Origin of the sequence: Rhizobium johnstonii 3841 (genome assembly GCF_000009265.1) — a bacterium.
Lineage (GTDB): Bacteria > Pseudomonadota > Alphaproteobacteria > Rhizobiales > Rhizobiaceae > Rhizobium > Rhizobium acaciae.
In genome coordinates this window covers 3,412,835-3,436,442 of sequence record NC_008380.1, presented here as the reverse complement: position 1 = coordinate 3,436,442, position 23,608 = coordinate 3,412,835, and the positions used below count along the sequence as shown (strand labels likewise).

Genomic DNA, 23,608 nt, shown 5'->3' with positions numbered 1-23,608 from the left:
AGGCGTCAAAGCGACGTTTTGACAGGGCAGAAGTGCGATTGACGACGCGAAGCAACGCACGTTAACCTTTCGGTTGCCAAAGTTTTTTCATTGGATTTATTGGCTTTTTTTGGTGATCTGTTTGCCTGAGCGCGATTAAATCCATGCCGGTGTCGCCCCGAAATTGCCGTAACGCAGCGTGCGGAGGAGCCATGGGCGGACTGCCCGGGTTTGCGCGGCTGCGACATTTCGTCTGTTTCCTGTGAGGGCGACGTCAGGCCGAGCTTGCTCCGGATCATGATTTCTGCCTTTCTTACCCTCAGCAGCAAGCCGGAACCGAAGCCATGTCAGAGCCGGATCCCGACGAAAAGATCGATGCGACGTTTCGCAACGGGTCGCTGACGGCGGCCGGTATCATCCTCGGTTTCTCGCTCAATTTCATCAGCGTCTGGGTTTCCAACCCCAATGACTGGAGCCGCATCGATATTCTGCCGATGCTGTTCCTGACCGTGGGCATCGCCGTGCAGGTGAAAGTTTTTGCCGATTTGCTGGCGCGCGACTCTCTCTTTGCCGCCAAATATGACCGATCTCGCCGGCTCTTTCTGATAGGATTGGGAATCGTCGCCGCGGGCATGGGCATCGCGCTCGTCAACGATATTCTCGGGCTCGGAAGAATGCGGATGCTCGGGTAAGCCTTTTCGCGTCGTGCTGATGCGAGGTCACACGCGCTCGACAAATCCGTCCAGCACCCGTTTCTGTCCCGCCCGGTCGAACTCGATCGTCAGCTTGTTGCCTTCGATGCCAGTGATGTTGCCGTTGCCGAATTTCAGGTGGAATACGCGATCGCCGAGGGCGAATCTCGATGGTTCCGACGAGGTCGATTTCGCCACCAGCTCGCCTTCGATCGTGCGCCCCTTCGGGCCGCTTTCGCCATAGCCGATGCGTTCGACGGCGTGGCCGGAGCGGGTGCCCCAATTGTCGCGTGTGGCGTCGGTCTTGTTGGCCTGGGCGCGTTTCCAGCCGGGGGTGGAATAGGAGTTGGCGAAGGGTTCGGCTTTGTCGAAGCGGGACTGGCCGTAGCCGCCGCGGCCGTACCCGCCGTAGCTCTGTTCCATTTCAGCGACCTCGACATGGGTTTCCGGCAGTTCGTCGAGGAAACGCGAGGGGAGGGTCGACTGCCAGAGGCCATGGATGCGGCGGTTGGAGACGAACCAGATGTGGCAGCGGTGCTTGGCGCGGGTGATGCCGACATAGGCGAGGCGGCGTTCCTCCTCCAAGCCGGCGCGGCCGCTCTCATCAAGCGAGCGCTGGTGCGGGAAGAGGCCTTCCTCCCAGCCGGGTAGGAAGACGGTGTCGAATTCCAGGCCCTTGGCCGAGTGCAGCGTCATGATCGAGACGGCGTCGAGGTTCTCGTTGGTCTCGGCATCCATCACCAGCGAGACGTGTTCGAGGAAGCCGCGCATCGACTCGAAGCTTTCCATCGAGCGGATGAGTTCCTTGAGGTTTTCGAGGCGGCCCGGCGCTTCGGCGCTCTTGTCGTTCTTCCACATGTCGGTATAGCCGGACTCTTCGAGGATCTGCTCGGCAAGTTCGGTATGCGGCGTGTTTTCAAGCAGTTCCTGCCATCGGCGGAAAGATTGAATCACGTCGAAGAGCGCCTTTCGCGCCTTCGGCTTCAGCTCGTCCGTCTCGATGATGTCGGCGGCTGCCGCAAGCATCGGGATGTCGCGGGCACGGGCATAGTCGTGCAGCGCCCGCACCGTCGTATCGCCGAGACCGCGCTTCGGGGTGTTGACGATGCGCTCGAAGGCGAGGTCGTCGGAGGCTTGAGCGACCAGGCGGAAATAGGCCATGGCATCGCGGATCTCGAGGCGCTCGTAGAAGCGCGGGCCGCCGATGACGCGATAGTTAAGGCCGAGGGTGACGAAGCGGTCTTCGAATTCGCGCATCTGGAAGGAGGCGCGCACGAGGATCGCCATGTCGTTCAAGAGATGCTTGCCGCGCTGGAGCTGCTCGATCTCCTCGCCGATGGCGCGGGCTTCCTCTTCCGAATCCCAGGAAGCGTGGACCTGCACCTTGACGTCATCAGGATCGGAGCGGTCGGTGAACAGCGTCTTGCCGAGGCGGCCCTCATTATGGGCGATCAGATGGGCGGCAGCGCCGAGGATATGTTCGGTCGAGCGGTAGTTGCGCTCGAGCTTGATGACCTTGGCGCCGGGGAAATCCTTTTCGAAGCGCAGAATATTGTCGACCTCCGCGCCGCGCCAGCCATAGATCGACTGATCGTCGTCGCCGACGCAGCAGACGTTCTGTGGCTCGCCCTTGGGGCGTTGGGCGAGAAGCCTGAGCCACATATATTGAGCAGTGTTGGTGTCCTGGTACTCGTCGACGAGGATATAGCGGAAGCGGCCGTGATATTCCTTCAAGAGATCCGGGTTCTTACGGAAGATCGCGATGGGATGCATCAGCAGGTCGCCGAAGTCGCAGGCATTCAGCGTCGTCAGGCGCGCCTGATAGGCAAAATAGAGATCGCGGCCGCGGCCATTGGCAAAGGCGCGGGCGTCGCCCTCGGGGATATCGGCCGGGCCGAGACCCTTGTTTTTCCAGGTGTCGATCATGCCGGCGAACTGCTTGGCCGGCCACCGCTTGTCGTCGAGGCCTTCGGCCTGGATGATCTGCTTGATCAGGCGAACGACGTCGTCGGTATCGAGAATGGTGAAATCGGAGCGCAGGCCGACAAGCTCGCCGTGGCGGCGAAGAAGTTTGACGCCGATCGAATGGAAGGTGCCGAGCCAGGGCATGCCTTCGACGGCGCCGCCGACGAGCAACGCGATACGCTCCTTCATCTCGCGGGCCGCCTTGTTGGTGAAGGTGACGGCGAGGATCTGCGAGGGGAAGGCGCGGCCGGTATTGAGAATATGGGCAATGCGGGTCGTCAGCACGCGGGTCTTGCCGGTGCCGGCGCCGGCGAGCACGAGGACGGGGCCTTCCAACGTTTCGACGGCTTCGGTCTGCTCGGGGTTCAGCCCGGCGAGATAATCCGGCCGCTTGCCGCCGTCGCGAGCCGCCATGGCGCGGGCGGCGATGCCGCCACCGGCGGCGGGCGCGGCAGGCGCCCTTTCGGCGGGTGCGGCAGGCGGCTGCGGCTTGCGCGCCATCTCGCCCGGCTCTTCGTCGAAGAAGGGCATGTCGTCGAAACTATTGCTCATGGCGCGTAATGTAGTGATTCGGGAAGGAAAGACCAGAAAAGATGTTCTGCTTTCATTCCCGAGCCGGCGCTATTCCAAGCGGTATGTTGCGGACGGCAAGGCCGCCGCCGAGCGCGGCTGTGGTCGCCATGCGGGCAAGCGGGGCAAAAAATTCGGATCGTGGGGTGTCGGAACCGGCGCCGGTGGGGCGTCCTTGGGTCATCGGACAGCCGTCCGGATCAACACCCGTCAACAAGGAGGCCGTTTCATGCCGAAGGTCGTTTCAAATCTCTGGTTCGCCGAGGAAGCGCGCGAAGCCGTCGAATTCTACGTGTCTGTTATCCCGGACTCCAGCATCGGCCGCACCACCATATTGCCGGCGGAAACGCCGAGCGGGCCTCCCGGCAGCGTCGAGCTGATCGAGTTCACGCTCGCCGACCAGGCCTTCCTGGCCATGAAGGCCGGCCCCCTCGATAGCTTCAACCATTCTTTCTCGATCGCGATTCTCCTGGAAAGCCAGGCTGAGATCGATCGGATATGGGAGGCATTTCTCGCCAATGGCGGCACGCCGGAGGCCTGCGGCTGGCTGAAGGACCGCTGGGGCCTTTCCTGGCAGATCGTGCCGCGCATGCTGTCCGAGATGATCGCCGACAGCGACCGCGAGCGGGCCAGGCGCGTAACCGAAGTGATGCTCGGCATGGTCAAGATCGATGTCGCCGCGCTGGAGAAGGCATTCAACAGCTGAGTCGCGCCGGTAGGCGGATGAGTCGCGATAACGGGCGAATCGTCGCGATGCGTCCGTTTCAATCATGTCTGAAGCGGGTCGGCACACGCTGTCCTGCATCGACTTTGCGCAGATTGGCTGCCAATCGTCGATTTTTCCAGTGCTCGAATCACGGCCGGCATTGCACACCCTTTTCACCTTTCTGTCACGTCGCGAAATGTGCTGATATCGCAATAGCCCTTTTCTCAACTACAATAAGAAACAGTTTCGTAGAGTAAAAAATAACCGGTGCACGCACGTTTTTGTGCATTGCCAGAAACAGCCGGTGAGCGTGGAATATACCTGCGAAACTATTGATTCTTAGGAATGTCGTGGCCATCTCCTTTGGTATGACGACCTAGAGCCTGTGGCATTAACCTTGATGGAGGGCCCATGCTGAGCGAATCCGTATTTGATGCGTTCACCCGCAGCTATGATGCGCGTCGCGAGACCGATATGTCGATCTCGGAGTATCTCGATCTTTGCAAAAAGGAACCGCTTGCCTATGCCAATGCGACCGAGCGGCTGCTCGCTGCGATAGGCGAGCCGCAGATGGTCGATACCGCCAGGGACACGCGCCTCGGCCGGATCTTCATGAACCGGACCATCCGGATCTATCCGGCCTTTGCTGGCTTCCACGGCATGGAAGAGACAATCGAACGCATCGTTTCCTTCTTCCGGCACGCGGCGCAGGGGCTCGAGGAGCGCAAGCAAATCCTCTATCTGCTCGGCCCGGTCGGCGGCGGCAAGTCATCGCTGGCGGAGCGGCTAAAGCTGCTGATGGAGGTTCATCCGATCTACGTGCTGAAGGCCGGTGACGAGATCAGCCCGGTTTTCGAAAGTCCGCTCAACCTCTTCGACCCGGACACGATGGGATCGCTCCTGCAGGAGCAATACGGCATTCCGCTGCGGCGCCTGAGCGGACTGATGAGCCCGTGGTGCCTGAAGCGGCTCGACGATTTCGGAGGCGATATTTCCCGCTTCCGCGTCGTCAGAGTACAGCCTTCGCGGTTGCGCCAGATCGCCATCGCCAAGACCGAGCCCGGAGACGAGAACAATCAGGATATCTCGTCCTTGGTCGGTAAGGTCGATATCCGAAAGCTGGAGACCTATTCCCAGAACGATCCGGATGCCTACAGCTATTCGGGCGGCCTCAACCGCGCCAATCAGGGCGTGCTCGAATTCGTCGAGATGTTCAAGGCGCCGATCAAGATGCTGCATCCGCTGCTGACGGCGACGCAGGAAGGGAACTATATCGGCTCCGAGAATATCGGCGCCATACCCTTCACCGGCATCGTCCTTGCGCATTCGAACGAGGCGGAATGGCAGACCTTCAAGGCCAACAAGAACAACGAAGCGTTCATCGACCGAATTTGCGTGATCAAGGTACCCTATTGCCTGCGCGTGACGGAAGAGCAGAAGATCTACGAGAAGCTGATCGAGGGATCGGAACTCGCCGATGCGCCATGCGCCCCGGCAACGCTCGAAATGCTGGCCCGTTTCTCCGTGCTTTCACGCCTGCGCAAGCATGAGAATTCGACATACTTCTCGAAGATGCGCACCTATGACGGCGAAAGCCTGAAGGAGACGGATCCGCGCGCCCGCAGTGTCCAGGAATATCGGGATGCCGCCGGCATCGACGAGGGCATGGACGGCATATCGACCCGCTTCGCCTTCAAGGTGCTCGCCTCCACTTTCAATCACGACACCACGGATATCGGCGCTGATCCGGTTCATCTGATGTATGTGCTGGAGCAGTCGATCCGGCGCGAGCAGTTTTCCGACGATGTCGAGAAGCGATATCTGGAATTCATCAAGGCCGATCTTGCGCCGCGTTACGCAGAGTTCATTGGAAATGAAATCCAGAAGGCCTATCTTGAATCCTATGCGGATTACGGACAGAATCTGTTCGACCGCTACGTGGACTATGCCGATGCCTGGATCGAAGATGTGGACTTCAAGGATCCCGATACCGGCCAGCTTCTCGATCGCGAGCTCCTCAACCAGGAACTGACGAAAATCGAAAAGCCGGCGGGAATCGCCAATCCGAAGGATTTCCGCAACGAAATCGTCAAGTTCTGCTTGAGATCGCGGGCAGCCAACGGCGGAAAGAATCCGTCATGGACGAGCTACGAGAAAATCCGGGAAGTCATCGAAAAGCGAATGTTCTCGCAGGTCGAAGATCTTTTGCCGGTCATTTCCTTCGGATCGAAGAAGGATTCCGAAACGGAAAAGAAGCACAGCGAATTCGTCTCGCGCATGGCCGCGCGGGGTTACACGGAGAGGCAGGTTCGGCGCCTCGTCGAATGGTACATGCGCGTCAAACAGGCAAGTTAATGTGGAGCCAATATGCACATTGTCGACCGTCGGCTAAATCCGCGCGGTAAAAGTCTGGAAAATCGGCAACGGTTTCTTCGGCGCATGAAAGGCGCCGTGCAGCAGGCGGTAAAACGTTCTCTGCAAAACCGGAACATTCGCGATGTGCTCGACGGCGGGGAAATCAGCCTGCCGATCGATGGAATGGCCGAGCCGAACTTGAGAAGGGGCGACGGCGGCATCCGCGACCATATCCTGCCTGGAAACAGGGCCTTCGTCGAAGGCGACATTCTTCCGCGCCCGCCAGGGAGCAGGGGCGGAAAACCCAAGGATGCGGGTGAGGGCGAGGGCGAGGACGGCTTCCGCTTCGTGCTGACGCGCGAGGAATTCCTCGATGTGTTCCTGGACGATCTGGAACTGCCCGACCTTGCCAAGCGGCGCCTGGCCGAAACCGAGGAGGAAACTCCGTTCCGTGCTGGTTATTCCGTGTCGGGATCGCCGTCCAACATCGCCGTCGGTCGCACGACCAGGCTCGCGATGATGCGCCGTGTCGCGCTTCACCGTCCGCGCCGCGAGGAAATCGAAGCCCTGCAGCGGCAGATCGAGGAATGCGAGGACGACGAGAGCCGGCTGGCGCTTGAGGCAAAACTCAAGTCCCTGACGGAAAAAAGCCGGCGCATTCCCTACATCGATCCGCTCGACGTGCGGTATCGTCGCTTCGAAAACGAGCCGAAGCCTGTGGCGAAGGCCGTGATGTTCTGCTTGATGGACGTCTCCGGTTCCATGTCGGAACACATGAAGGATCTGGCGAAGCGGTTTTACCTGCTGCTCTATCTTTTCCTGTCGAAGCGCTACAAGAAAGTGGAGATCGTCTTCATCCGCCATACCGACAAGGCCGAGGAAGTCGACGAGGAAACCTTCTTCTATGGCCCGGCAACGGGCGGCACGCTGGTTTCCAGTGCGCTGGCGGCAATGCGGGCGATCATCGCGGCGCGTTTCGATCCGGCGGAATGGAATATCTATGGCGCCCAGGCCTCGGACGGCGACAACGCTCATTCGGACGGGAACCTGAGCGGACAACTGCTGCGCGAGATTTTGCCACTGTGCCAGTATTTTGCCTATATCGAAGTCGGCGAAGAAGGCGGTGACTCCTCGGTATCCCGCTCACCGCTTTGGATGCTCTATGACGGGATCCGTTCCGAGCTGCAGCCGCTTTCGATGCGCAAGGTCTGCCGGCGAAACGAAATATTCCCTGTTTTCCACGATCTCTTCCAGAAACGTGACGCACAGTCGAAGGTGACGCCATGACCATGACGATGAGGCCACGAGAGCGGCTATTATTCGAGGGGGCCGACTGGGACTTTTCAACACTCCAGCGCATTCACGACGCCTGCGAGGAGATCGCGCTCGGCGAACTCGGCCTCGACGTCTATCCGAACCAGATCGAAGTCATCACCTCGGAGCAGATGCTCGATGCCTATTCCTCGACCGGCATGCCGCTCTTCTACCGCCATTGGTCCTTCGGCAAACACTTTGCGCATCACGAAACCTTCTACCGTCGCGGGATGCGCGACCTCGCCTATGAGATCGTCATCAACAGCTCTCCCTGCATTTCCTACCTGATGGAGGAAAACACGGCGACGATGCAGACGCTCGTCACCGCGCATGCGGCCTTCGGCCACAACCACTTCTTCAAGAACAACTATCTCTTCAAACTCTGGACCGATGCGGAGGGCATCCTCGATTACCTCGATTTCGCCAAGGGCTATATCACCCGCTGCGAGGAACGTTACGGCGAGGCGGCCGTCGAACGCACGCTCGACGCAGCCCATGCGCTGATGTCGCACGGGGTGCATCGATACGCGGGCAAGACCACGATCGATCTTCGCCAGGAGGAAAAGCGGCAGCAGGAGCGCCGCGCCCACGAGGAGCAGATGTTCAACGATCTGTGGCGCACGGTTCCCGTCGGTAAGGCCCGAAAGGCGGGTGACATCGGCTTGGAAAAGCGCCGCGCCGCCCTCGGGCTTCCGCAGGACAACATCCTTTATTTTCTTGAAAAGTCGGCACCGCGGCTGCAGCCGTGGCAGCGCGAGATCCTTCGCATCGTCCGCCACGTCGCACAATATTTCCATCCCCAGCGGCAGACCAAGGTGATGAACGAGGGAACCGCCACCTTTGTCCACTACCAGATCATGACCCGCCTTCACGAGCGGGGGCAGATCAGCGACGGAAACTTCCTCGAATTCCTGAAGTCGCACGCCAACGTCGTGTTTCAGCCAAGCTATGACGACCGGCGGTTCTCGGGCTTCAACCCCTATGCGCTTGGTTTTGCGATGATGCAGGATATCGAGAGGATCGTCACGAATCCGACGGAAGAGGACCGTGCATGGTTCCCCGATATCGCCGGACGAGGCGATGCGATGGCGGTTCTTCGCGACATCTGGGCCAATTACCGGGACGAGAGCTTCATCAGCCAGTTCCTAAGCCCGAACATGATCCGGCAGTTGCGGCTGTTCCATCTTTACGACGATCCGGAACAGACCGAGGGGGTACTGGTCTCGGCGATTCATAATGAGCGCGGATACCTGCGCATCCGCCGCCAGCTCTCCCGCGAATATGATATCGGCTGGACCGATCCGGCAATCGATATCGTCGATGTCGACCTCGCCGGCGACCGCCGCCTGTTGCTGCAGCACATCGTCATGAATGGCTGCTATCTTCAGGAAAATGACACGAAACTCGTCCTGCAGCATCTTGCCGATCTCTGGGGCTATGACGTGTTGCTTCAGGAAATCGACAGTTCCAGCACGGTGGCAAGAGAACACGCGGCGAGCCCGCGCAAGATCGTTCAGTGATCACCGGTTATGCTGACGGGCGATAATGAACAATTATCGGTGGCAACAAACACAAAGCCTTAGTAGTTTACCGCCGTTGCAATCGCCCACTTGATCTCGACCAGTTTCACCCTTTGCAGCGATCTTCCGGGGCGGATAGCGCGGAGACGAGAGACCATGAGTGAAACGCGGCGCAAGCTGACGACGATCTTCTGTGCTGACGTGCAGGACTATACGCGGCTGATGGGGGCTGACGAGGAGGGGACGCTCGCTGCGCTCAAGCGCTGCCGGGAAGCGATGGGACGCTTGATCGAAAGCCATGGTGGCCGCGTCATCAATACCTGGGGCGACGGGCTGATCGCCGATTTCCCGAGCGTGGTCGAGGCGGTGCGTGCGGCCGTCGACACCCAGAACGAACTCGCGGGTTTCAACGCCCGCCGCCCAGCCGACGGTCGCATGCTCTTCCGCATCGGCATCAATCTCGGCGACGTAATCGTCGAGGGCGACGACATCTATGGCGACGGCGTCAACATCGCCGCGCGGCTGCAGACGTCGGCTGCGGCAGGCGGTATCGTGATATCGAGCACCGTCTATGACCAGGTCCGCAACAAGGTGGCTGTTGGTTTCGAGTTTCTCGGACCGCTGATGGTGAAGAATGTCGATGAAGGCGTGCCGAGCTACGCGGTGAAGATCGGCGATGCCAGGGACGAGACGCCATCTGCAGAACGATCCGGCCCCGCGCGGCCGCAGCCGGCGCCGGTTATGGCGGCCGCTGAGGCCGAGACAACCCCAGCACCGGGCGGACGCAGGCTGTATGGCGTGCTCGGCGTCATCGCCGCCGTCCTGATCGGTATCAATCTCCTGTCGTGGCAGGGCGTCTTCTGGGCGCGTTTTCCGGTGCTCGCGCTTGCCGTCATCGCGGCGCTCGCCTGGAACCGCGATCAGATCCGGTTCAACCGCAAGATCACCTTGCTGGCGATCCTGGCGCTTGGCCTTGCCGGCATCAACCTCTTCACCTGGACGGGGCAGTTCTGGGCGGTGTGGCCGATACTGGGGATTGCGGCTGTGATGGGTGTGCGGTGGTCGATGCGCCGATAGACATCCAACCCGCATCTTCAGGGATTTTGTACGGTATCTTGCCCGACAATCGGCGGGATCAAAGACACGGGCGAGTGTTCATTCAAGCAAAAGTGAGCGGCCGGGTTATTTCCATTCTTTGCTGATATTACAAATCGGTAATGCCGGCTGCTTATGCTTGCCGGTAAGCTGTAAACGCGCGATATTGTCGCATCAGACGGGAATCTGGATCCCGCAGCGCCTCTTTCGACCGACCCTGGTCCAACCTCGAGTCCCTCCGGAGACGTGAATGGCCTTTTGGAAGCAGTTTGTACTGTCGCTCATCGTCATTATTGCCGGCTTCGCCGCGTGGGTTTTCTTCGTGCCCGGCGCCGGCGATACGATGCGCGATGCAGGCATTCCAGACAGCATCGTTTCCAAGATCGCGCCGAAGGCCGAGGAGGCTGCCGGTGCCGACGCTCCGGCCCGGGCGCAAGGGCAGCAGCGTGGTGAGGGGCAGGGACAGGGGAACCGCCGTAATGGCGGCGGGCGCAACAACACCATTCTCGTCGCGACGCAGGCGGTCGTCCAGGGTATCGTCAACGACCGGCTGAACGCCATCGGCACGGGTGATGCGATCCGTTCGGTCGCGGTCACGCCGCAGGCGTCGGGCACGATCCGCGAAATCCTCATCAAGTCGGGCGACAGGGTGAAGGCCGGCCAGGTGCTGGCCAAGCTCGACAGCGAGGAGCAGGTGATCGCCCGCGGCCAGGCTGATGTGGCGGTCAAGGCCGCCGTCGAGAAGTCCAATCTCTATCACAACATCAAGTCCAGCGTGTCACGCATGGACGTGTTCGATTCGGAGATCGCCGAGCAGGGCGCGCGGCTGCAGCTGCAGGCCGCCGAGCTCAATCTCGCCCGGCGCAATATCACCGCGCCGATCGACGGCATCGTCGGCATCGTGCCGGTTAATATCGGCGACAACGTCACGACTAGCATCCCGATCGTCACGATCGATGACCGTTCGGAAATCCTCGTCGACTACTGGGTGCCGGAGCGCTTCGCCAATACGGTGTCGGTCGGCCAGCCGGTCGAGGCGATGTCTGTGGCAAGGCCGGGGCAGGTGTTTTCGGGCGTGGTCGAAGCCGTCGACAACCGCATCGACGCGGCAAGCCGCACGCTGCGTCTGCGCGCCCGGATCGACAATAGTTCCGATGAGCTGCGTGCCGGCATGTCCTTCAGTGTCAGCATGAAATTTCCTGGCGACAAATATCCGGCTGTCGACCCGGTCTCCGTGCAGTGGGATTCGCAGGGCTCCTTCGTCTGGCAGGTCAACGACGACAAGTCGCATAAGGTGCGGGTCAGCATCGTGCAGCGTAACCCGGATTTCGTGCTCGTCAAAGCCGATCTCAAGGACGGCGACGTGATCGTCACGCAGGGCCTGCAGCGCGTACGTGAGGGCGGGGCGGTGCGTGTGAGCGCCGATGTCGCCGCGACTGCGGAGGTCGCCACCCAATGAACGTGACCGAGATTCATCAGGACAGGGCGTCGGGCAAGCAGAGCTTCACTGCACTTTTCGTTCGTCGACCGATCCTGGCGCTGGTGTTCAACACGCTGATGGTCGTTGCCGGCCTTGCCGCCTATGTCGGCGTCGAAGTGCGCGAACTGCCCGATGTCGACCGTCCCGTCGTCACCGTGCGCACCACCTTCGACGGCGCATCGCCGCAGACGATCGACCAGGAACTGACCAAGGTGATCGAGGGGGCGGTCGCGCGCGTCAGCGGCCTGAAATCGATTTCATCGACCTCGTCCTTCGGTCAGAGCCGGGTGACGCTGGAATTCTCGGATGCGATCGATCTCTCGGTCGCCGCCAACGACGTGCGCGACGCGATCGGCCGCATTACCCAGAACCTGCCGGAAGAGGCGGATGCACCGCAGATCGTCAAGGCGGATTCGGATTCCTCGGCGATCATGCGCCTTGCCGTCACCTCCACCAATCTCAACATGGACGACCTGACCCAGCTCGTCGAAAACGAGGTGATCGATCGCCTCGCCTCCGTCGACGGCGTTGCCGACGTCGAGGAATATGGCGACCAGGAGAAGGTCTTCCGCGTTGACGTCGACCAGGGCGCGCTCGCCAGCCGTGGACTGACCATCGGCGACCTGACGAAGGCGCTCGATAATGCGGCACTCGACGTGCCGGCCGGCTCGCTGAAGAGCAATACGCAGGATATCGTGGTGCGCGCCACCGCCAACCTGCAGACGCCGGCGGATTTTTCCAACGTCATCCTGCAGGACCGCGTCCGGCTCGGCGACGTTGCGACGGTGATGCTTGGACCACGCGACGGCGAAACGGCGCTGCGCTCCAACGGCAAGCCGGGCATCGGCCTCGGCATCATTCGCCAGGCGCAGTCGAATACGCTGAACATCTCGACCGGCATCAAGGCGGCCGTCGACCAACTGTCGAAGACGCTGCCCGAGGGCACGACGATCGCCGTCACCAGCGACGACGCCGTTTTCATCCAGGGTGCGATCCACGAAGTGGTGCTGGCGCTGGTGCTTGCCGCCGTCATCGTCACCGCCGTCATCTACCTCTTCCTGCGCGACTGGCGGGCGACACTGATCCCGGCGGTCAGCATGCCGGTGGCGCTGATCGGCACGCTGGCGGCGATCTACATGGTCGGCTTCTCGATCAACATCCTGACGCTGCTCGCGATCGTGCTGGCGACCGGCCTCGTCGTTGACGATGCGATCGTGGTGCTCGAAAATATCGTACGCCGGCGCTCCGAAGGCATGGGGCCGCGCGCTGCTGCCGTGCTCGGAACGCGCGAGGTGTTCTTCGCCGTCATCGCCACGACGGCGACGCTGGCGGCGGTGTTCATTCCGCTCTCCTTCCTGCCGGGACAGGTCGGTGGCCTCTTCCGCGAATTCGGCTTCGTGCTGGCCTTCTCGGTCGGGCTGTCGTCGATCGTGGCGCTGACGCTGTGTCCGATGCTCGCCTCGCGCATGCTGACCAAACCGATGCTCGAAGATCACGGCATGCTCGGCCGCTTCGGCGGGGCGCTCGCCGATCTCTACAAATGGGCGCTGCACGGCTGTCTCAACGCGCCCTTCGTCGTCATCCTGTTCTCGGTGATCTTTGCCGGCGCGGCACTCGTCGCTTTCTCGACGGTGAAGAGCGAGCTGACGCCCGAAGAGGACCGGTCGCTGGTGATGATGCGGCTGACGACGCCGCAGGGATCAAGCCTCGAATATACCCGCGACAAGATGCAACTCGTCGAGGAATATCTGCAGCCGCTGGTCGACAGCGGCGACATCCGCAATATCTTCTCGATCTCCGGGCAGGGCGGTTCGCTGAACAGCGGCTTCATGGTGCTGACGCTTGCCCCCTGGGGAGAGCGTGACAGGACGCAGACGGAGATCGTCGGCGATATCAACCAGGCAGCCGCCAGGGTGCCGGCCCTGCGCGGCAATGCTATCTCATCGAACAGCCTTCGCATCCGCGGCGCCGGCAGTGGTCTGCAGATGGCGCTTATCGGCAATGATCACGAGGCGCTGACTGCGGCGGCCGCCAAGCTTGTTCAGTCGCTCGAGGCCACCGGCCAGTATGATACGCCGCGGCTGACCAACGAGCCCAGCCAGGCGCAGGTATCGGTGGCGATCGATCGCGAGCGCGCCTCGGATCTCGGCATCGACATAACCGGGCTCTCGACGGCGATCCAATCGCTGCTCGAAGGGCGATCGGTGGTCGACGTCTTCGTCGACGGCGAATCCTATCCCGTGCTTCTGACCTCGACGACGCGGCCGATCGACGATCCGACCGACCTCGAGAACGTGTTCCTGAAAACCGGCGACGGCAAGATCGTACCGATGTCGGTCATCGCCACGATGAAGGAAGGGTCGGTCGCGCCGCAGCTCAACCGCGAGCAGCAGCTCGCCTCCGTGGCGATCACCGCCGGCCTCAGGAACGGCATGTCGCTCGGCGATGCTGTCAGCCAAGTGACTGCGCTCGCCGAGCCGCTGCTGCCGCCAGGCTCCCGCCTGTTGCCGCTCGCTGAGGCGGCCACTCTCGAAGAGAATTCGAGCGGCATGGCGCTGACTTTCGGTTTCGCCATCGTCATCATCTTCCTGGTGCTGGCCGCGCAGTTCGAAAGCGTGCTGTCCTCGCTGATCATCATGTCGACAGTGCCGCTTGGTCTTGCCTGCGCCGTCTTCGCACTTGTTATCACCGGCTCCAGCCTCAACATCTACAGCCAGATCGGCCTGGTGCTGCTCGTCGGCGTCATGGCGAAGAACGGTATCCTGATCGTCGAATTCGCCAATCAGCTGCGCGACCGGGGCGAGGATGTGCGGTCTTCGATCGAGAAGGCCTGCGCGCTGCGTCTCCGGCCCGTGATGATGACGATGATCGCCACCATCCTCGGCGGCGTGCCGCTGGTCTTTGCCCATGGCGCCGGCGCCGAAGCACGTGTTGCGCTCGGCTGGGTGATCGTTGGCGGCCTCGGTTTCGCTACTCTGGTGACGCTGTTCATCACGCCGGTCGCCTATCTGCTGCTTGCCCGCTTCGCCAAGCCGCACGCCCACGAGGAAGCGCGCCTGCACGAGGAGATGTCGGTCGCCACTCGGCCGCGCGCCGCACCCGACGATGAGCAGCTGCAGGCCGCCGAATAGGGTCTTATCCGATGACGAAATGCCGCCGGCCAACCTCGTCCGGCTGCGTTTTTTATGGTGTATGAAACCTTGCAAAAACACCTAAATTACTTCTGAAGTTTAGTCGTTTGTTAAGCGTAAACGGCAATGATTGTAACCAGTAACCAACTGGTCTTCTTCGTTTCTTGAAGGCTGCGATGCGCTGAAGTTTCAGCGACCCCGGACATGAATGTCCGTGCGGCACGGTTCATTTTTAGTTCAGTTTGCGTCTGTTGTGTTTTGGAGTTTAGTCCCGTGAGTATTTATCAGCGTGTCTCCGTGGATGCGGCGCTTTATGTGCTGCGCGATATCAATCGGAATATGACGGTCACGCAAAATCACATTACGACGGGTATGCGTGTCGAAAAAGCCAGCGACAACGCCGTCTACTGGTCGATCGCCACCACCGCGCGGACCGACAATAAAGCGGTTTCGGCGATCCAGGATGCGCTTGGCATGGCCGCAGCGACGATGGGAACGGCCTATACCGGCGTTCAGAGCGTCATCGACGTCGTCTCCGAAATCAAGGCAAAGCTGGTTGCCGCAACCGAAGACGGCATCGATAAGAACAAGATCAACGAAGAGATCAAACAGCTGCAGGAGCAACTGCGCAGCGTTTCGGAATCGGCGACCTTTAACAGCGACAACTGGGTGGTCCTCACCAACGATGCGACGCCGACGCAGCCGCGCCAGATCCCGGCCTCGTTCATCCGCAACGCCGACGGCACGATCTCGATCGGCATGCTGAGCTACCATATCGACAACACACCCGTCGGGGCGACAACCTCCAAGGACGCGCGCTACCTGATCGACGACCGTGCCACCGGTTCCGGCGAATACGGGGTGCTGACATCGGCCTATTTCGCCACCGAGCTCGGTGCTGCGCAAAATTACGTGCTGATGACGAGCAAGAACGGCACCACCACCGGGCAGGTGGTGATCTCTGTGACATCAAGCACGACGCAGGGCCAGATCGGCCAGATGATCAGCGTCGTCGATGCCGCACTGACGCAACTGACGACGGTCGGTTCGGCCTTCGGCGCGCTGGAAAAGCGCATCAACCTGCAGAACGACTTCGCCACGAAACTGCACGACAATATCACCGCCGGCATCGGCCGACTTGTCGATGCCGACATGGAGGAGGAGTCGAGCAGGCTGCGGGCGTTGCAGACGCAGCAGCAGCTCGGCCTGCAGTCGCTGAACATCGCCAACGCCACTTACGACACCGTGCGGCAGTTGTTCCAGAATTTCTAAGAGGGCAACCCCACTTTCCCTCATTCCTGTGCTCGTCCCAGGAATCCAGTGCGCCCAAGTCCTTGGACGCGATAGACTTTTTGAATCGCCGCATTGACTCATTCACCGCACGGACGCGCGGCGGCCGGATTCCTGTGACGGAGGAGGCGCTCCAACACGCGCTATGGAGACGTCAGTCGATGACGGCAATCGTAATGAACGGCACCATCGGCCTGAAGGCCGCAATGGCAGACACGCCTTATACCTATGGAGGTGCAGGAGCGGTCATCGGCCAAAACTGGTGATATCAGCGCATTCCCGCAACATGGCTGTGTTTCGACGTCCGAATTTGCCCTATCAGGAGAACATCTTCATTTTCTTGCCGCAATCCTTGCCATTTGCTCGCATCAATCGAACGGAGACCGTCCTGCCCATGATCAAAAAATTCATACTTCTCGCTATTGCCGCAAGCTATCTCAGCGCCTGCACGACGACCGATCCCTATACCGGTGAACAGAAGGTTTCCAACACAGCCGGCGGCGCAGCGCTTGGCGCGCTGGGCGGTGCGCTCGTCGGCGTGGCTGTCGGCGGCGGCGGCCACGGCAAGCGCAATGCGGCGTTGATCGGCGCGGGCGTCGGCGCTCTCGCCGGCGGTGCGATCGGCAATTACATGGACCAGCAGGAATCCGAGCTTCGCGCCCAGCTCGAAGGAACCGGCATTTCGGTGACCCGCAACGGCGACAACATCATCCTCAACATGCCGTCGAACATCACCTTCGACGTCGATCAGGACGCTGTGAAGCCGGGCTTCTATCCGACGCTGAATTCGGTGGCGATCGTACTGCGCAAGTTCAACCGCACGCTGATCGACGTCAACGGCCATACGGATTCGACCGGCAGCCTGCAGCACAATCAGGACCTGTCGCAGCGCCGCGCACTTTCGGTCGCCGATTATCTCGGCGGCCAGGGCATCGACCAGCGCCGCGTCTCCGCCGTCGGCTTCGGCCCGTCGCAGCCTGTCGCCTCCAATGCGAGCGAAGCCGGCCGCGCGCAGAACCGCCGCGTCGAGATTCAGATCGCGCCGATCACGCAGAGCTGATCCTGGCTCATACCGTTTGTGGAAAGGCCGGGTCACGCCCGGCCCTTTTTCGTCAGTGCTGCATCGTCGCGCCCTTGGTGATCTTGTCGACGATCTTCTTTTCGGCGCGCAGGGCGATACCGACCACCTTGGCGTCTTCGGGCGCAAATTCTGCGAAGACGGCGCGGTTGGCCGCGTCGTGGCCGGTGGCAAACATCTCCTCGATAAACAGCGAGCTGGTTATATCGCGCTCCAGCGCGCGGCGGTGAACGGCTGATATGGTCGCCTCGTCGGCGGAGAGCACGATGATCGGCTGGATCGATAGCGGATTGTAGAGATTGCCGGCGCGGTCCCTGTAGGCTTCGCCGATGATCTCGGGATGCCGGCCGGCGATGCCTGTCATCAGGAAGGCGGTGACGTTCAGCTTCTGCCAGCCGGCAAGATTGTTTCGCAGGACGACGGCAATTTTGGTATCAAACATCGGACGGTCTTTCACCTATCTACGGGTTATGGAGTATCGGGCGCGTTGAACCACGATTTACATCCGCAGGTCTTCGAAGGTCTTGAACGTTTGTGCGCGGGACCATCCAGCAATGGCATTCTGGCCGCACCCGCCTTTCCCGGCATAGAGCGCATCGAGGCGCAGTTCTCAGGCAATGCCTTCGAGCCGCACCGGCACGACACCTATGCACTCGGCGTGACTCTGAAGGGGGTTCAGACCTTCCGCTATCGCGGCGAGCGGCGCTTCAGCCTGCCGGGGCAGGTGATCGTGCTGCATCCCGACGAGGAACATGACGGTGGTGCCGCGACCGAGGACGGGCTGCAATACCGCATGCTCTACCTGGAGCCGTCGCTGCTGCTCGAATGCCTGGAGGCAGACGGCGTCGGCCTGCCTTTCGTCGACGAACCCGTCATCGGCGACCCCTCGCTGGCGTCGGTGCTCTTGGCAGCGCTCGGTGAACTCGACCGCGAGCTGGACGAACTCTTCGTCGACGATTTCGTGATGCGGGTGACGGGCAGCCTGTCACGGCATGCGCGCCTGCCGCGCCGGCCGCTCGGCGGCGTCGCCTGGCGGCAGGCGCGGGCAGCGCGGGATTATCTCGAAGCGCATGCGACGCGGGCCGTACGTTCCGGCGAGCTGGAGACGGTGACAGGGCTCGACCGCTTCGCACTGTCGCGGCACTTCCGGGCGGCCTTCGCCACCAGCCCGCACCGCTACCTCTTGATGCGGCGGCTGCAGCAGGCGCGCGCGATGATCGGCACGGGCGAGGGGATTTCCGATGTGGCGGCGGCGACCGGCTTTGCCGACCAAAGCCATCTCAACCGCCATTTCAAGAAGGCCTACGGCATGACACCCGGCCAGTGGGCGGCGCTCAGGCGGGGTTTTCCGCAAGGCCGGAGCGGCGGGCGATGAAACGGGCGAGCGTCGGGCCGATCATCAAGATCACCAGGAAGCGGCCGGTCTGCATCGCCATCACGAAGGGCACGTCGACATCGCTCGAGGCGGCGATGATGGCGACGGAATCGGCGCCGCCGGGGCTCGTGGCGAGATAGGCGGTCAGCGGATCGATGCCGGCGAAGACGTGAAGCGCCACCGCCATGCAGCCGCAGAGCGCCATCAGCAGCACGATGCAGGCCGATACCCTCGGTAGGGCGCGCGCCACGTGCTTGAGGATCGAGCGGGTAAACCGCAGGCCGATGCTCCAGCCGACCAGTGCATAGGCGATAGCGAGCAGCCACATCGGTAACTCAATTTTCAGGAGGCCCATGCCCTGCAGCAAGGCGCCGAGAAAGAGCGGCACGATGATCGTGCCGCCCTGGAGGTGCAGGCGCCGGACGCCATAGGCACAAAAGGCGGCAAAAGCCATCGTCGCCGCAAAGGCTGGCCAGTCGATCTCGGGAAAGAGGACGAGCGGCGGCGGCTCGGCGCCGTCGGCTGCCACCCACAGGCGCGAGACCACAGAGGCGCCGACGGCGACGAAGACAACGCGCAGATACTGCATGAAGGCGACGAGACGGGCATCGGCGCCATAGGCTTCCGACATGATGACCATGGCGGAGGCGCCGCCCGGCGAGGAACCCCAGACCGCGGTCGTCCCCGGCAGCACCTGCCAGCGCGTCAAAAGCCAGCCGAGGCCGGTGGCGATGGCGATGACCGAGAAGATGAACAGCAGAAAGAGCGGTGCGTCCTTCGCCATGGTGCCGAGAATGTCAGGGGTGATGGTGCGTGCCATCATCAGGCCGACCAGGACCTGCCCGAACTGCAGCGGCCAGAAGGGCACGCGAAGCTTTCCCTTGCCGACGGTCAACGCCAGTGCGATTGCCGCGACCATCGGTCCGATCAGCAGCGAGGCCGGCAGAGCGAAGAGTTCGAGGAAGACGACGAGAGCGGTCGAAAGTGCCAATAGCAGCGCCCATTTCGGCAGGCCGGCATCCCGCAGCAGGCGGCTCGCGTCGCTGAATGACATGATCCCCGTATCTTTCCTAGAACAGGATGATTTTAGGCCGGGTCGGCCAAAATCTGAATCCTGCTCTAAATTAAATAGTTAGAGCATGACCGGCGCGAGCCCTTAAGGGCTGAAGATGGGAAGAGGCTCCGGCATGACGAAGAGAGGCCGGCTGCAAGGACCGACTGACGCGGGTTCGGTATAGGCGGGTGCGAGGCGGGCGGTCAATTGCGAAATCTGGCTTCTTGGCGCGCTGGAATGCGAAACTGATTCATACGACCGCTTCAAGTCGTTGTTTCTATACATGTCATCATTCCAAATGCGCTGAACGGTTTCGGGCTGGGTGCCTCAGAAACGGACATGGCCGACGAGAAAATCGAGCAGGGCGCGTATGCGCGCCGGCAGCGGGCCACCCTGGCCCATATAGACGGCGTAGAACTCCTCGAGATCGCCGGGATTGGCCTCTTCGAGCACCGGCACCAGGCGGCCGGCATCGATATCGGCGCGCACGGTGAAGGCGGCAAGGCGGGCAAGGCCGGCGCCTGACAGAGCGAGGTGGCGCATCGATTCGCCGTCTCCCACCTGCAGGCCCGGGGTGATCGGGATCGTTACAGTTTCGCCACCTTCGCGTAGCGACCAGCCCTCAATAGCGCGGGCGTAAGAAAAGCCGATGCGGCAATGGTGGCGGAGATCGGCGATCGTGCGTGGTTTGCCATGACGCGAGAGATAACCCGGCGATGCGACAATGATCTTGCCGGTGACGCCAAGCTTGCGGGCGATCAGGCTGGAATTCTTCAAGGGGCCGGCGCGGATTGCGACATCGGCGCGCTCCTCCATCAGGTCGACTATTCTGTCGGTATGGGAAATATCCAGCGTCACGGCCGGATGAAGCGCCATGAAGGTCGGCACGAGCGGCGCCAGCACATGGTTGCCGAAAGAGCCGCTGGTGTTGATGCGGATGCGGCCTGAGGCCTGTTCACCTGTCGATGCTTGACGTTCGGCCTCGGCGATATCGGCTAGGATGGTAATGCAGCGCTCATAGAAGGCACAGCCTTCCGGCGTCAATTGCAGCCTGCGGGTGGAGCGGTTGACGAGGCGGGCGCCGAGGCGTGTCTCCAGCCGGGTGAGGAGCTTGCTGACAGCCGACGGCGTCATGCGCCGGGCCGTAGCGGCCGCAGAAAAGCCGCCGCGCTCGACGACGCTGACGAAGACTTCCATTTCGCCGGAGCGATTGATGTCCTGACGACCCATGATGAATTCAAGTCACAGATGATTTGCTGATAGTCAATCTATATCATCGAATGCCCGAGGTCTATCTCATAGGAAATACAGGAGACAGATCCATGGACTATAGAAATCTCGGTGCCTCCGGCCTCAGAGTGCCGGTCTTGAGCTTCGGCGCGGGCACATTCGGCGGCAGCGGGCCGCTGTTCGGCGCCTGGGGCAATACCGATGCCGAGGAAGCGCGGCGGCTCGTCGACATCTGCCTGGAAGCCGGCGTCAATCTCTTCGACACGGCCGACGTCTATTCGGCCGGCGCATCCGAGGAGGTGCTCGGCCAGGCGATCCGCGGCCGGCGCGACGCTGTGCTGATCTCGACGAAGTCGGCGCTCCCGACGGGCGAGGGGCCGCAGGACTGGGGAACGTCCCGAGCACGGCTGATCCGCGCGACCGAGGATGCGCTGCGCCGGCTCGGGACCGACTATATCGACCTGCTGCAGCTTCATGCTTTCGATGCCTCGACGCCGGTCGAGGAGGTGCTGTCGACGCTCGATGGGCTCGTGGCTGTAGGCAAGATCCGCTATGTCGGCGTTTCCAATTTTGCCGGCTGGGAACTGATGAAGTCGCTCGCCGCCGCCGAGCGCCACGGCTCCCCGCGTTATGTCGCCCATCAGGTCTATTATTCGCTGGCAGGGCGCGATTACGAATGGGAGCTGATGCCGCTCGGCGCCGACCAGGGTGTGGGAGCCCTCGTCTGGAGTCCGCTTGCCTGGGGAAGGCTGACCGGCAAGATCCGCCGCGGCCAACCGCTGCCCAAGGCAAGCCGGCTGCACGAGACGGCGCAATACGGCCCGCCCGTCGACGACGAGAAGCTGTTCGACATCGTCGAGGTCCTGGACGCCATCGCAGGCGAGACCGGCCGGACGGTGCCGCAAATCGCCATCAACTGGCTGCTTAACCGGCCGACGGTATCGAGCGTCATCATCGGCGCCCGCAACGAGGAGCAGCTCAGGCAGAACCTCGGCGCGGTCGGCTGGAGCCTGTCGAGGGAGCAGATCGAAAGGCTCGATGCCGTCAGCGCTGTCACGGCGCCCTATCCCTATTTTCCCTATCGCAGGCAGGAGGGTTTTGCGCGGCTCAATCCGCCGATTGTCTGAGGCGCCGGGGCGGCGGATTTGGCCATAACAAGCGGCCTACAACAAAAGGGGAATGAAATCTTCTGCCAATCTTAACTGGACAGCCGCTTTGACTTGCCGCATACCCAGCTAACCTGCGGAACACGATATGGTTTCTGCGGAATGGCAGGGAGATCAAAGGGATGGCGCTGAAGGACGCGAAGGCGGGCACACGCAACGAGGTGGGTATCGCCGCGGTGCTTGGCATTCTCAAGCAGAGCTTCGGCGAGCGTTTCCAGACCGGCCAGTCCTTCCGCGAACAGCATGCCCATACGACCACCTATATCCCGCCGCAGCTGCCGGACGGGGTGCTTTTCGCCGAGAGCGCCGAGGATGTGAAGGCGGCGGTCAATGCCTGTGCGACCCACAAGGTGCCGGTGATCGGTTTCGGTGTCGGCACCTCGCTGGAGGGGCAGGTCAATGCCGCCAATGGCGGTATTTCCATCGATTTCAGCCGCATGAACCGGGTGCTCGAGGTCAATCCCGAAGATCTCGACTGCACCGTCGAACCGGGTGTCACACGCGAGGCGCTGAACATCCACCTGCGCGATACGGGCCTGTTCTTCCCGATCGATCCCGGCGCCAACGCCTCGATCGGCGGCATGGCCTCGACGCGGGCCTCCGGCACCAATGCCGTGCGCTACGGAACGATGAAGGACAATGTGCTTGCCGTCACCGCCGTGACTGCCAATGGCGAGGAGATCCGCACGGCCCGGCGCGCCCGTAAATCCTCGGCGGGCTACGATCTGACGCGGCTCTTCGTCGGCGCCGAGGGCACGCTTGGCATTCTGACCTCGGTGACGCTGCGCCTGCAGGCGATCCCGCAGAAGATCGCCGGAGGGGCCTGTGCCTTTCCGAGCATCAAGGCCGCCTGCGATGCCGTCATCATGACGATCCAGATGGGCATTCCGGTGGCGCGCATCGAGTTGCTCGACACGGTACAGATGCGAGCCTGCAACGCCTATTCCAAGCTTTCCTATGCCGAAAGCCCGACGCTGTTCCTCGAATTTCACGGCACCGACGAGACGGTGCCGCTGCAATCGGCAGCCTTTGCCGAGATCGCCGCCGAATGCGGTGGCGGCGAATTCCTATGGACCGCCAATGCCGAGGAGCGGACGAAGCTCTGGAAGGCGCGCCACGACGCCTATTGGGCTGCAAGGGCGCTGGCGCCCGGGCTTGCCGCACTTTCGACCGATGTTTGTGTTCCGATATCGAGGCTTGCCGATTGTGTTTCCGAAACGCAGGCGGATATCGAGGAGCATGGGCTGCTGGGGCCGATCGTCGGCCATGCGGGTGACGGGAACTTCCATGTGCTGTTGTTGTTTGATGACAAGAGCACCGAAGGCGTCGCCGTGGCCGAGGCTTTCGTGCAACGGCTCAACCGGCGGGCGCTCGCAATGGACGGAACATGCACCGGTGAACACGGGGTCGGACAGGGCAAGATGGCGTTTCTGGAACAGGAGCTCGGCGGCGCAGTGGATCTGATGCGACAGGTGAAACAGGCGCTCGATCCGGACGATATCTTCAATCCCGGCAAGATTTTCCACCATGGCTGAAAACGAAACATTCTCATGAAGTTGGGTCTTGCCCCCGGCATGAATAGCGCTAGAACAAGATGATGTTGGGCCG

Annotated in this window: 18 protein-coding genes; 13 read left to right on the top strand and 5 right to left on the bottom strand. The window is 61.7% G+C overall.

Annotated features, from left to right (window positions below; genetic code table 11):
- The first annotated feature begins 323 nt into the window (after window positions 1-323).
- Window positions 324-671 carry a hypothetical protein gene (locus RL_RS16885; protein WP_011652774.1) on the top strand — a complete coding sequence of 116 codons (348 nt, stop codon included), beginning with the start codon at window positions 324-326 and terminating at the stop codon, window positions 669-671.
- Between the two features lie 27 nt (window positions 672-698).
- Here the strand turns inward: RL_RS16885 and RL_RS16880 are convergent, their stop codons facing one another.
- On the bottom strand, window positions 699-3,188 hold the full coding sequence (locus tag RL_RS16880) for an ATP-dependent helicase (protein ID WP_011652773.1): 2,490 nt from the start codon (window positions 3,186-3,188) through the stop codon (window positions 699-701).
- A 52-nt stretch (window positions 3,189-3,240) separates the two neighbouring features.
- Window positions 3,241-3,390 carry a hypothetical protein gene (locus RL_RS39860; RefSeq protein ID WP_157865212.1) on the bottom strand — a complete coding sequence of 50 codons (150 nt, stop codon included), beginning with the start codon at window positions 3,388-3,390 and terminating at the stop codon, window positions 3,241-3,243.
- Window positions 3,391-3,435: 45 nt separating this feature from the next.
- Here RL_RS39860 and RL_RS16875 point away from each other — a divergent pair, with 45 nt between their 5' ends.
- The 9 genes from RL_RS16875 to RL_RS16835 all read left to right on the top strand — a co-directional run bounded on the left by RL_RS16875 (window position 3,436) and on the right by RL_RS16835 (window position 17,157).
- Window positions 3,436-3,912 (top strand): VOC family protein, encoded by a 477-nt coding sequence (locus RL_RS16875; RefSeq protein ID WP_011652772.1) that lies wholly within the window; start codon window positions 3,436-3,438, stop codon window positions 3,910-3,912.
- Between the two features lie 411 nt (window positions 3,913-4,323).
- Window positions 4,324-6,267, top strand: coding sequence for a PrkA family serine protein kinase (locus tag RL_RS16870; RefSeq protein WP_011652771.1), 1,944 nt, complete (start codon window positions 4,324-4,326; stop codon window positions 6,265-6,267).
- Between the two features lie 12 nt (window positions 6,268-6,279).
- On the top strand, window positions 6,280-7,554 hold the full coding sequence (locus tag RL_RS16865) for a YeaH/YhbH family protein (protein ID WP_011652770.1): 1,275 nt from the start codon (window positions 6,280-6,282) through the stop codon (window positions 7,552-7,554).
- Window positions 7,551-9,101 carry a SpoVR family protein gene (locus RL_RS16860; protein ID WP_011652769.1) on the top strand — a complete coding sequence of 517 codons (1,551 nt, stop codon included), beginning with the start codon at window positions 7,551-7,553 and terminating at the stop codon, window positions 9,099-9,101. Before RL_RS16865 ends, RL_RS16860 begins: the two co-directional genes overlap by 4 nt.
- A 156-nt stretch (window positions 9,102-9,257) precedes the next feature.
- Window positions 9,258-10,178 carry an adenylate/guanylate cyclase domain-containing protein gene (locus RL_RS16855; protein WP_011652768.1) on the top strand — a complete coding sequence of 307 codons (921 nt, stop codon included), beginning with the start codon at window positions 9,258-9,260 and terminating at the stop codon, window positions 10,176-10,178.
- Between the two features lie 268 nt (window positions 10,179-10,446).
- Window positions 10,447-11,655: an efflux RND transporter periplasmic adaptor subunit gene (locus tag RL_RS16850; RefSeq protein WP_011652767.1), complete on the top strand. Its 1,209-nt coding sequence runs from the start codon at window positions 10,447-10,449 to the stop codon at window positions 11,653-11,655.
- Window positions 11,652-14,807, top strand: a complete 3,156-nt coding sequence (locus RL_RS16845; protein ID WP_011652766.1) for an efflux RND transporter permease subunit — start codon at window positions 11,652-11,654, stop codon at window positions 14,805-14,807. Before RL_RS16850 ends, RL_RS16845 begins: the two co-directional genes overlap by 4 nt.
- Before the next feature lie 273 nt (window positions 14,808-15,080).
- Window positions 15,081-16,079 carry a flagellin gene (locus tag RL_RS16840; RefSeq protein WP_003541338.1) on the top strand — a complete coding sequence of 333 codons (999 nt, stop codon included), beginning with the start codon at window positions 15,081-15,083 and terminating at the stop codon, window positions 16,077-16,079.
- Window positions 16,080-16,491: 412 nt separating this feature from the next.
- A complete protein-coding gene (locus tag RL_RS16835) occupies window positions 16,492-17,157 on the top strand; it encodes an OmpA family lipoprotein (RefSeq protein WP_011652764.1) in 666 nt (221 codons plus the stop codon).
- 52 nt (window positions 17,158-17,209) lie between these two features.
- On the opposite strand, the gene RL_RS16830 is transcribed toward RL_RS16835, so the two are convergent.
- On the bottom strand, window positions 17,210-17,617 hold the full coding sequence (locus tag RL_RS16830) for a DUF2000 family protein (protein WP_003560946.1): 408 nt from the start codon (window positions 17,615-17,617) through the stop codon (window positions 17,210-17,212).
- 45 nt (window positions 17,618-17,662) lie between these two features.
- Between RL_RS16830 and RL_RS16825 the strand changes: the two genes are divergently transcribed.
- Complete coding sequence (locus RL_RS16825; RefSeq protein ID WP_011652763.1) at window positions 17,663-18,550, top strand: AraC family transcriptional regulator; 888 nt, start codon at window positions 17,663-17,665, stop codon at window positions 18,548-18,550.
- Here RL_RS16825 and RL_RS16820 read toward each other — a convergent pair.
- Both RL_RS16820 and RL_RS16815 read right to left on the bottom strand, forming a co-directional pair.
- Window positions 18,510-19,604 carry an AbrB family transcriptional regulator gene (locus tag RL_RS16820; protein ID WP_011652762.1) on the bottom strand — a complete coding sequence of 365 codons (1,095 nt, stop codon included), beginning with the start codon at window positions 19,602-19,604 and terminating at the stop codon, window positions 18,510-18,512. The genes RL_RS16825 and RL_RS16820 overlap by 41 nt on opposite strands.
- Window positions 19,605-19,931: 327 nt before the next feature.
- Window positions 19,932-20,834 (bottom strand): LysR family transcriptional regulator, encoded by a 903-nt coding sequence (locus tag RL_RS16815; protein ID WP_011652761.1) that lies wholly within the window; start codon window positions 20,832-20,834, stop codon window positions 19,932-19,934.
- Window positions 20,835-20,926: 92 nt separating this feature from the next.
- Between RL_RS16815 and RL_RS16810 the strand changes: the two genes are divergently transcribed.
- Complete coding sequence (locus RL_RS16810; protein WP_011652760.1) at window positions 20,927-21,961, top strand: aldo/keto reductase; 1,035 nt, start codon at window positions 20,927-20,929, stop codon at window positions 21,959-21,961.
- Between the two features lie 161 nt (window positions 21,962-22,122).
- Window positions 22,123-23,535, top strand: a complete 1,413-nt coding sequence (locus tag RL_RS16805) for an FAD-binding oxidoreductase (protein ID WP_011652759.1) — start codon at window positions 22,123-22,125, stop codon at window positions 23,533-23,535.
- Window positions 23,536-23,608: the final 73 nt, after the last annotated feature.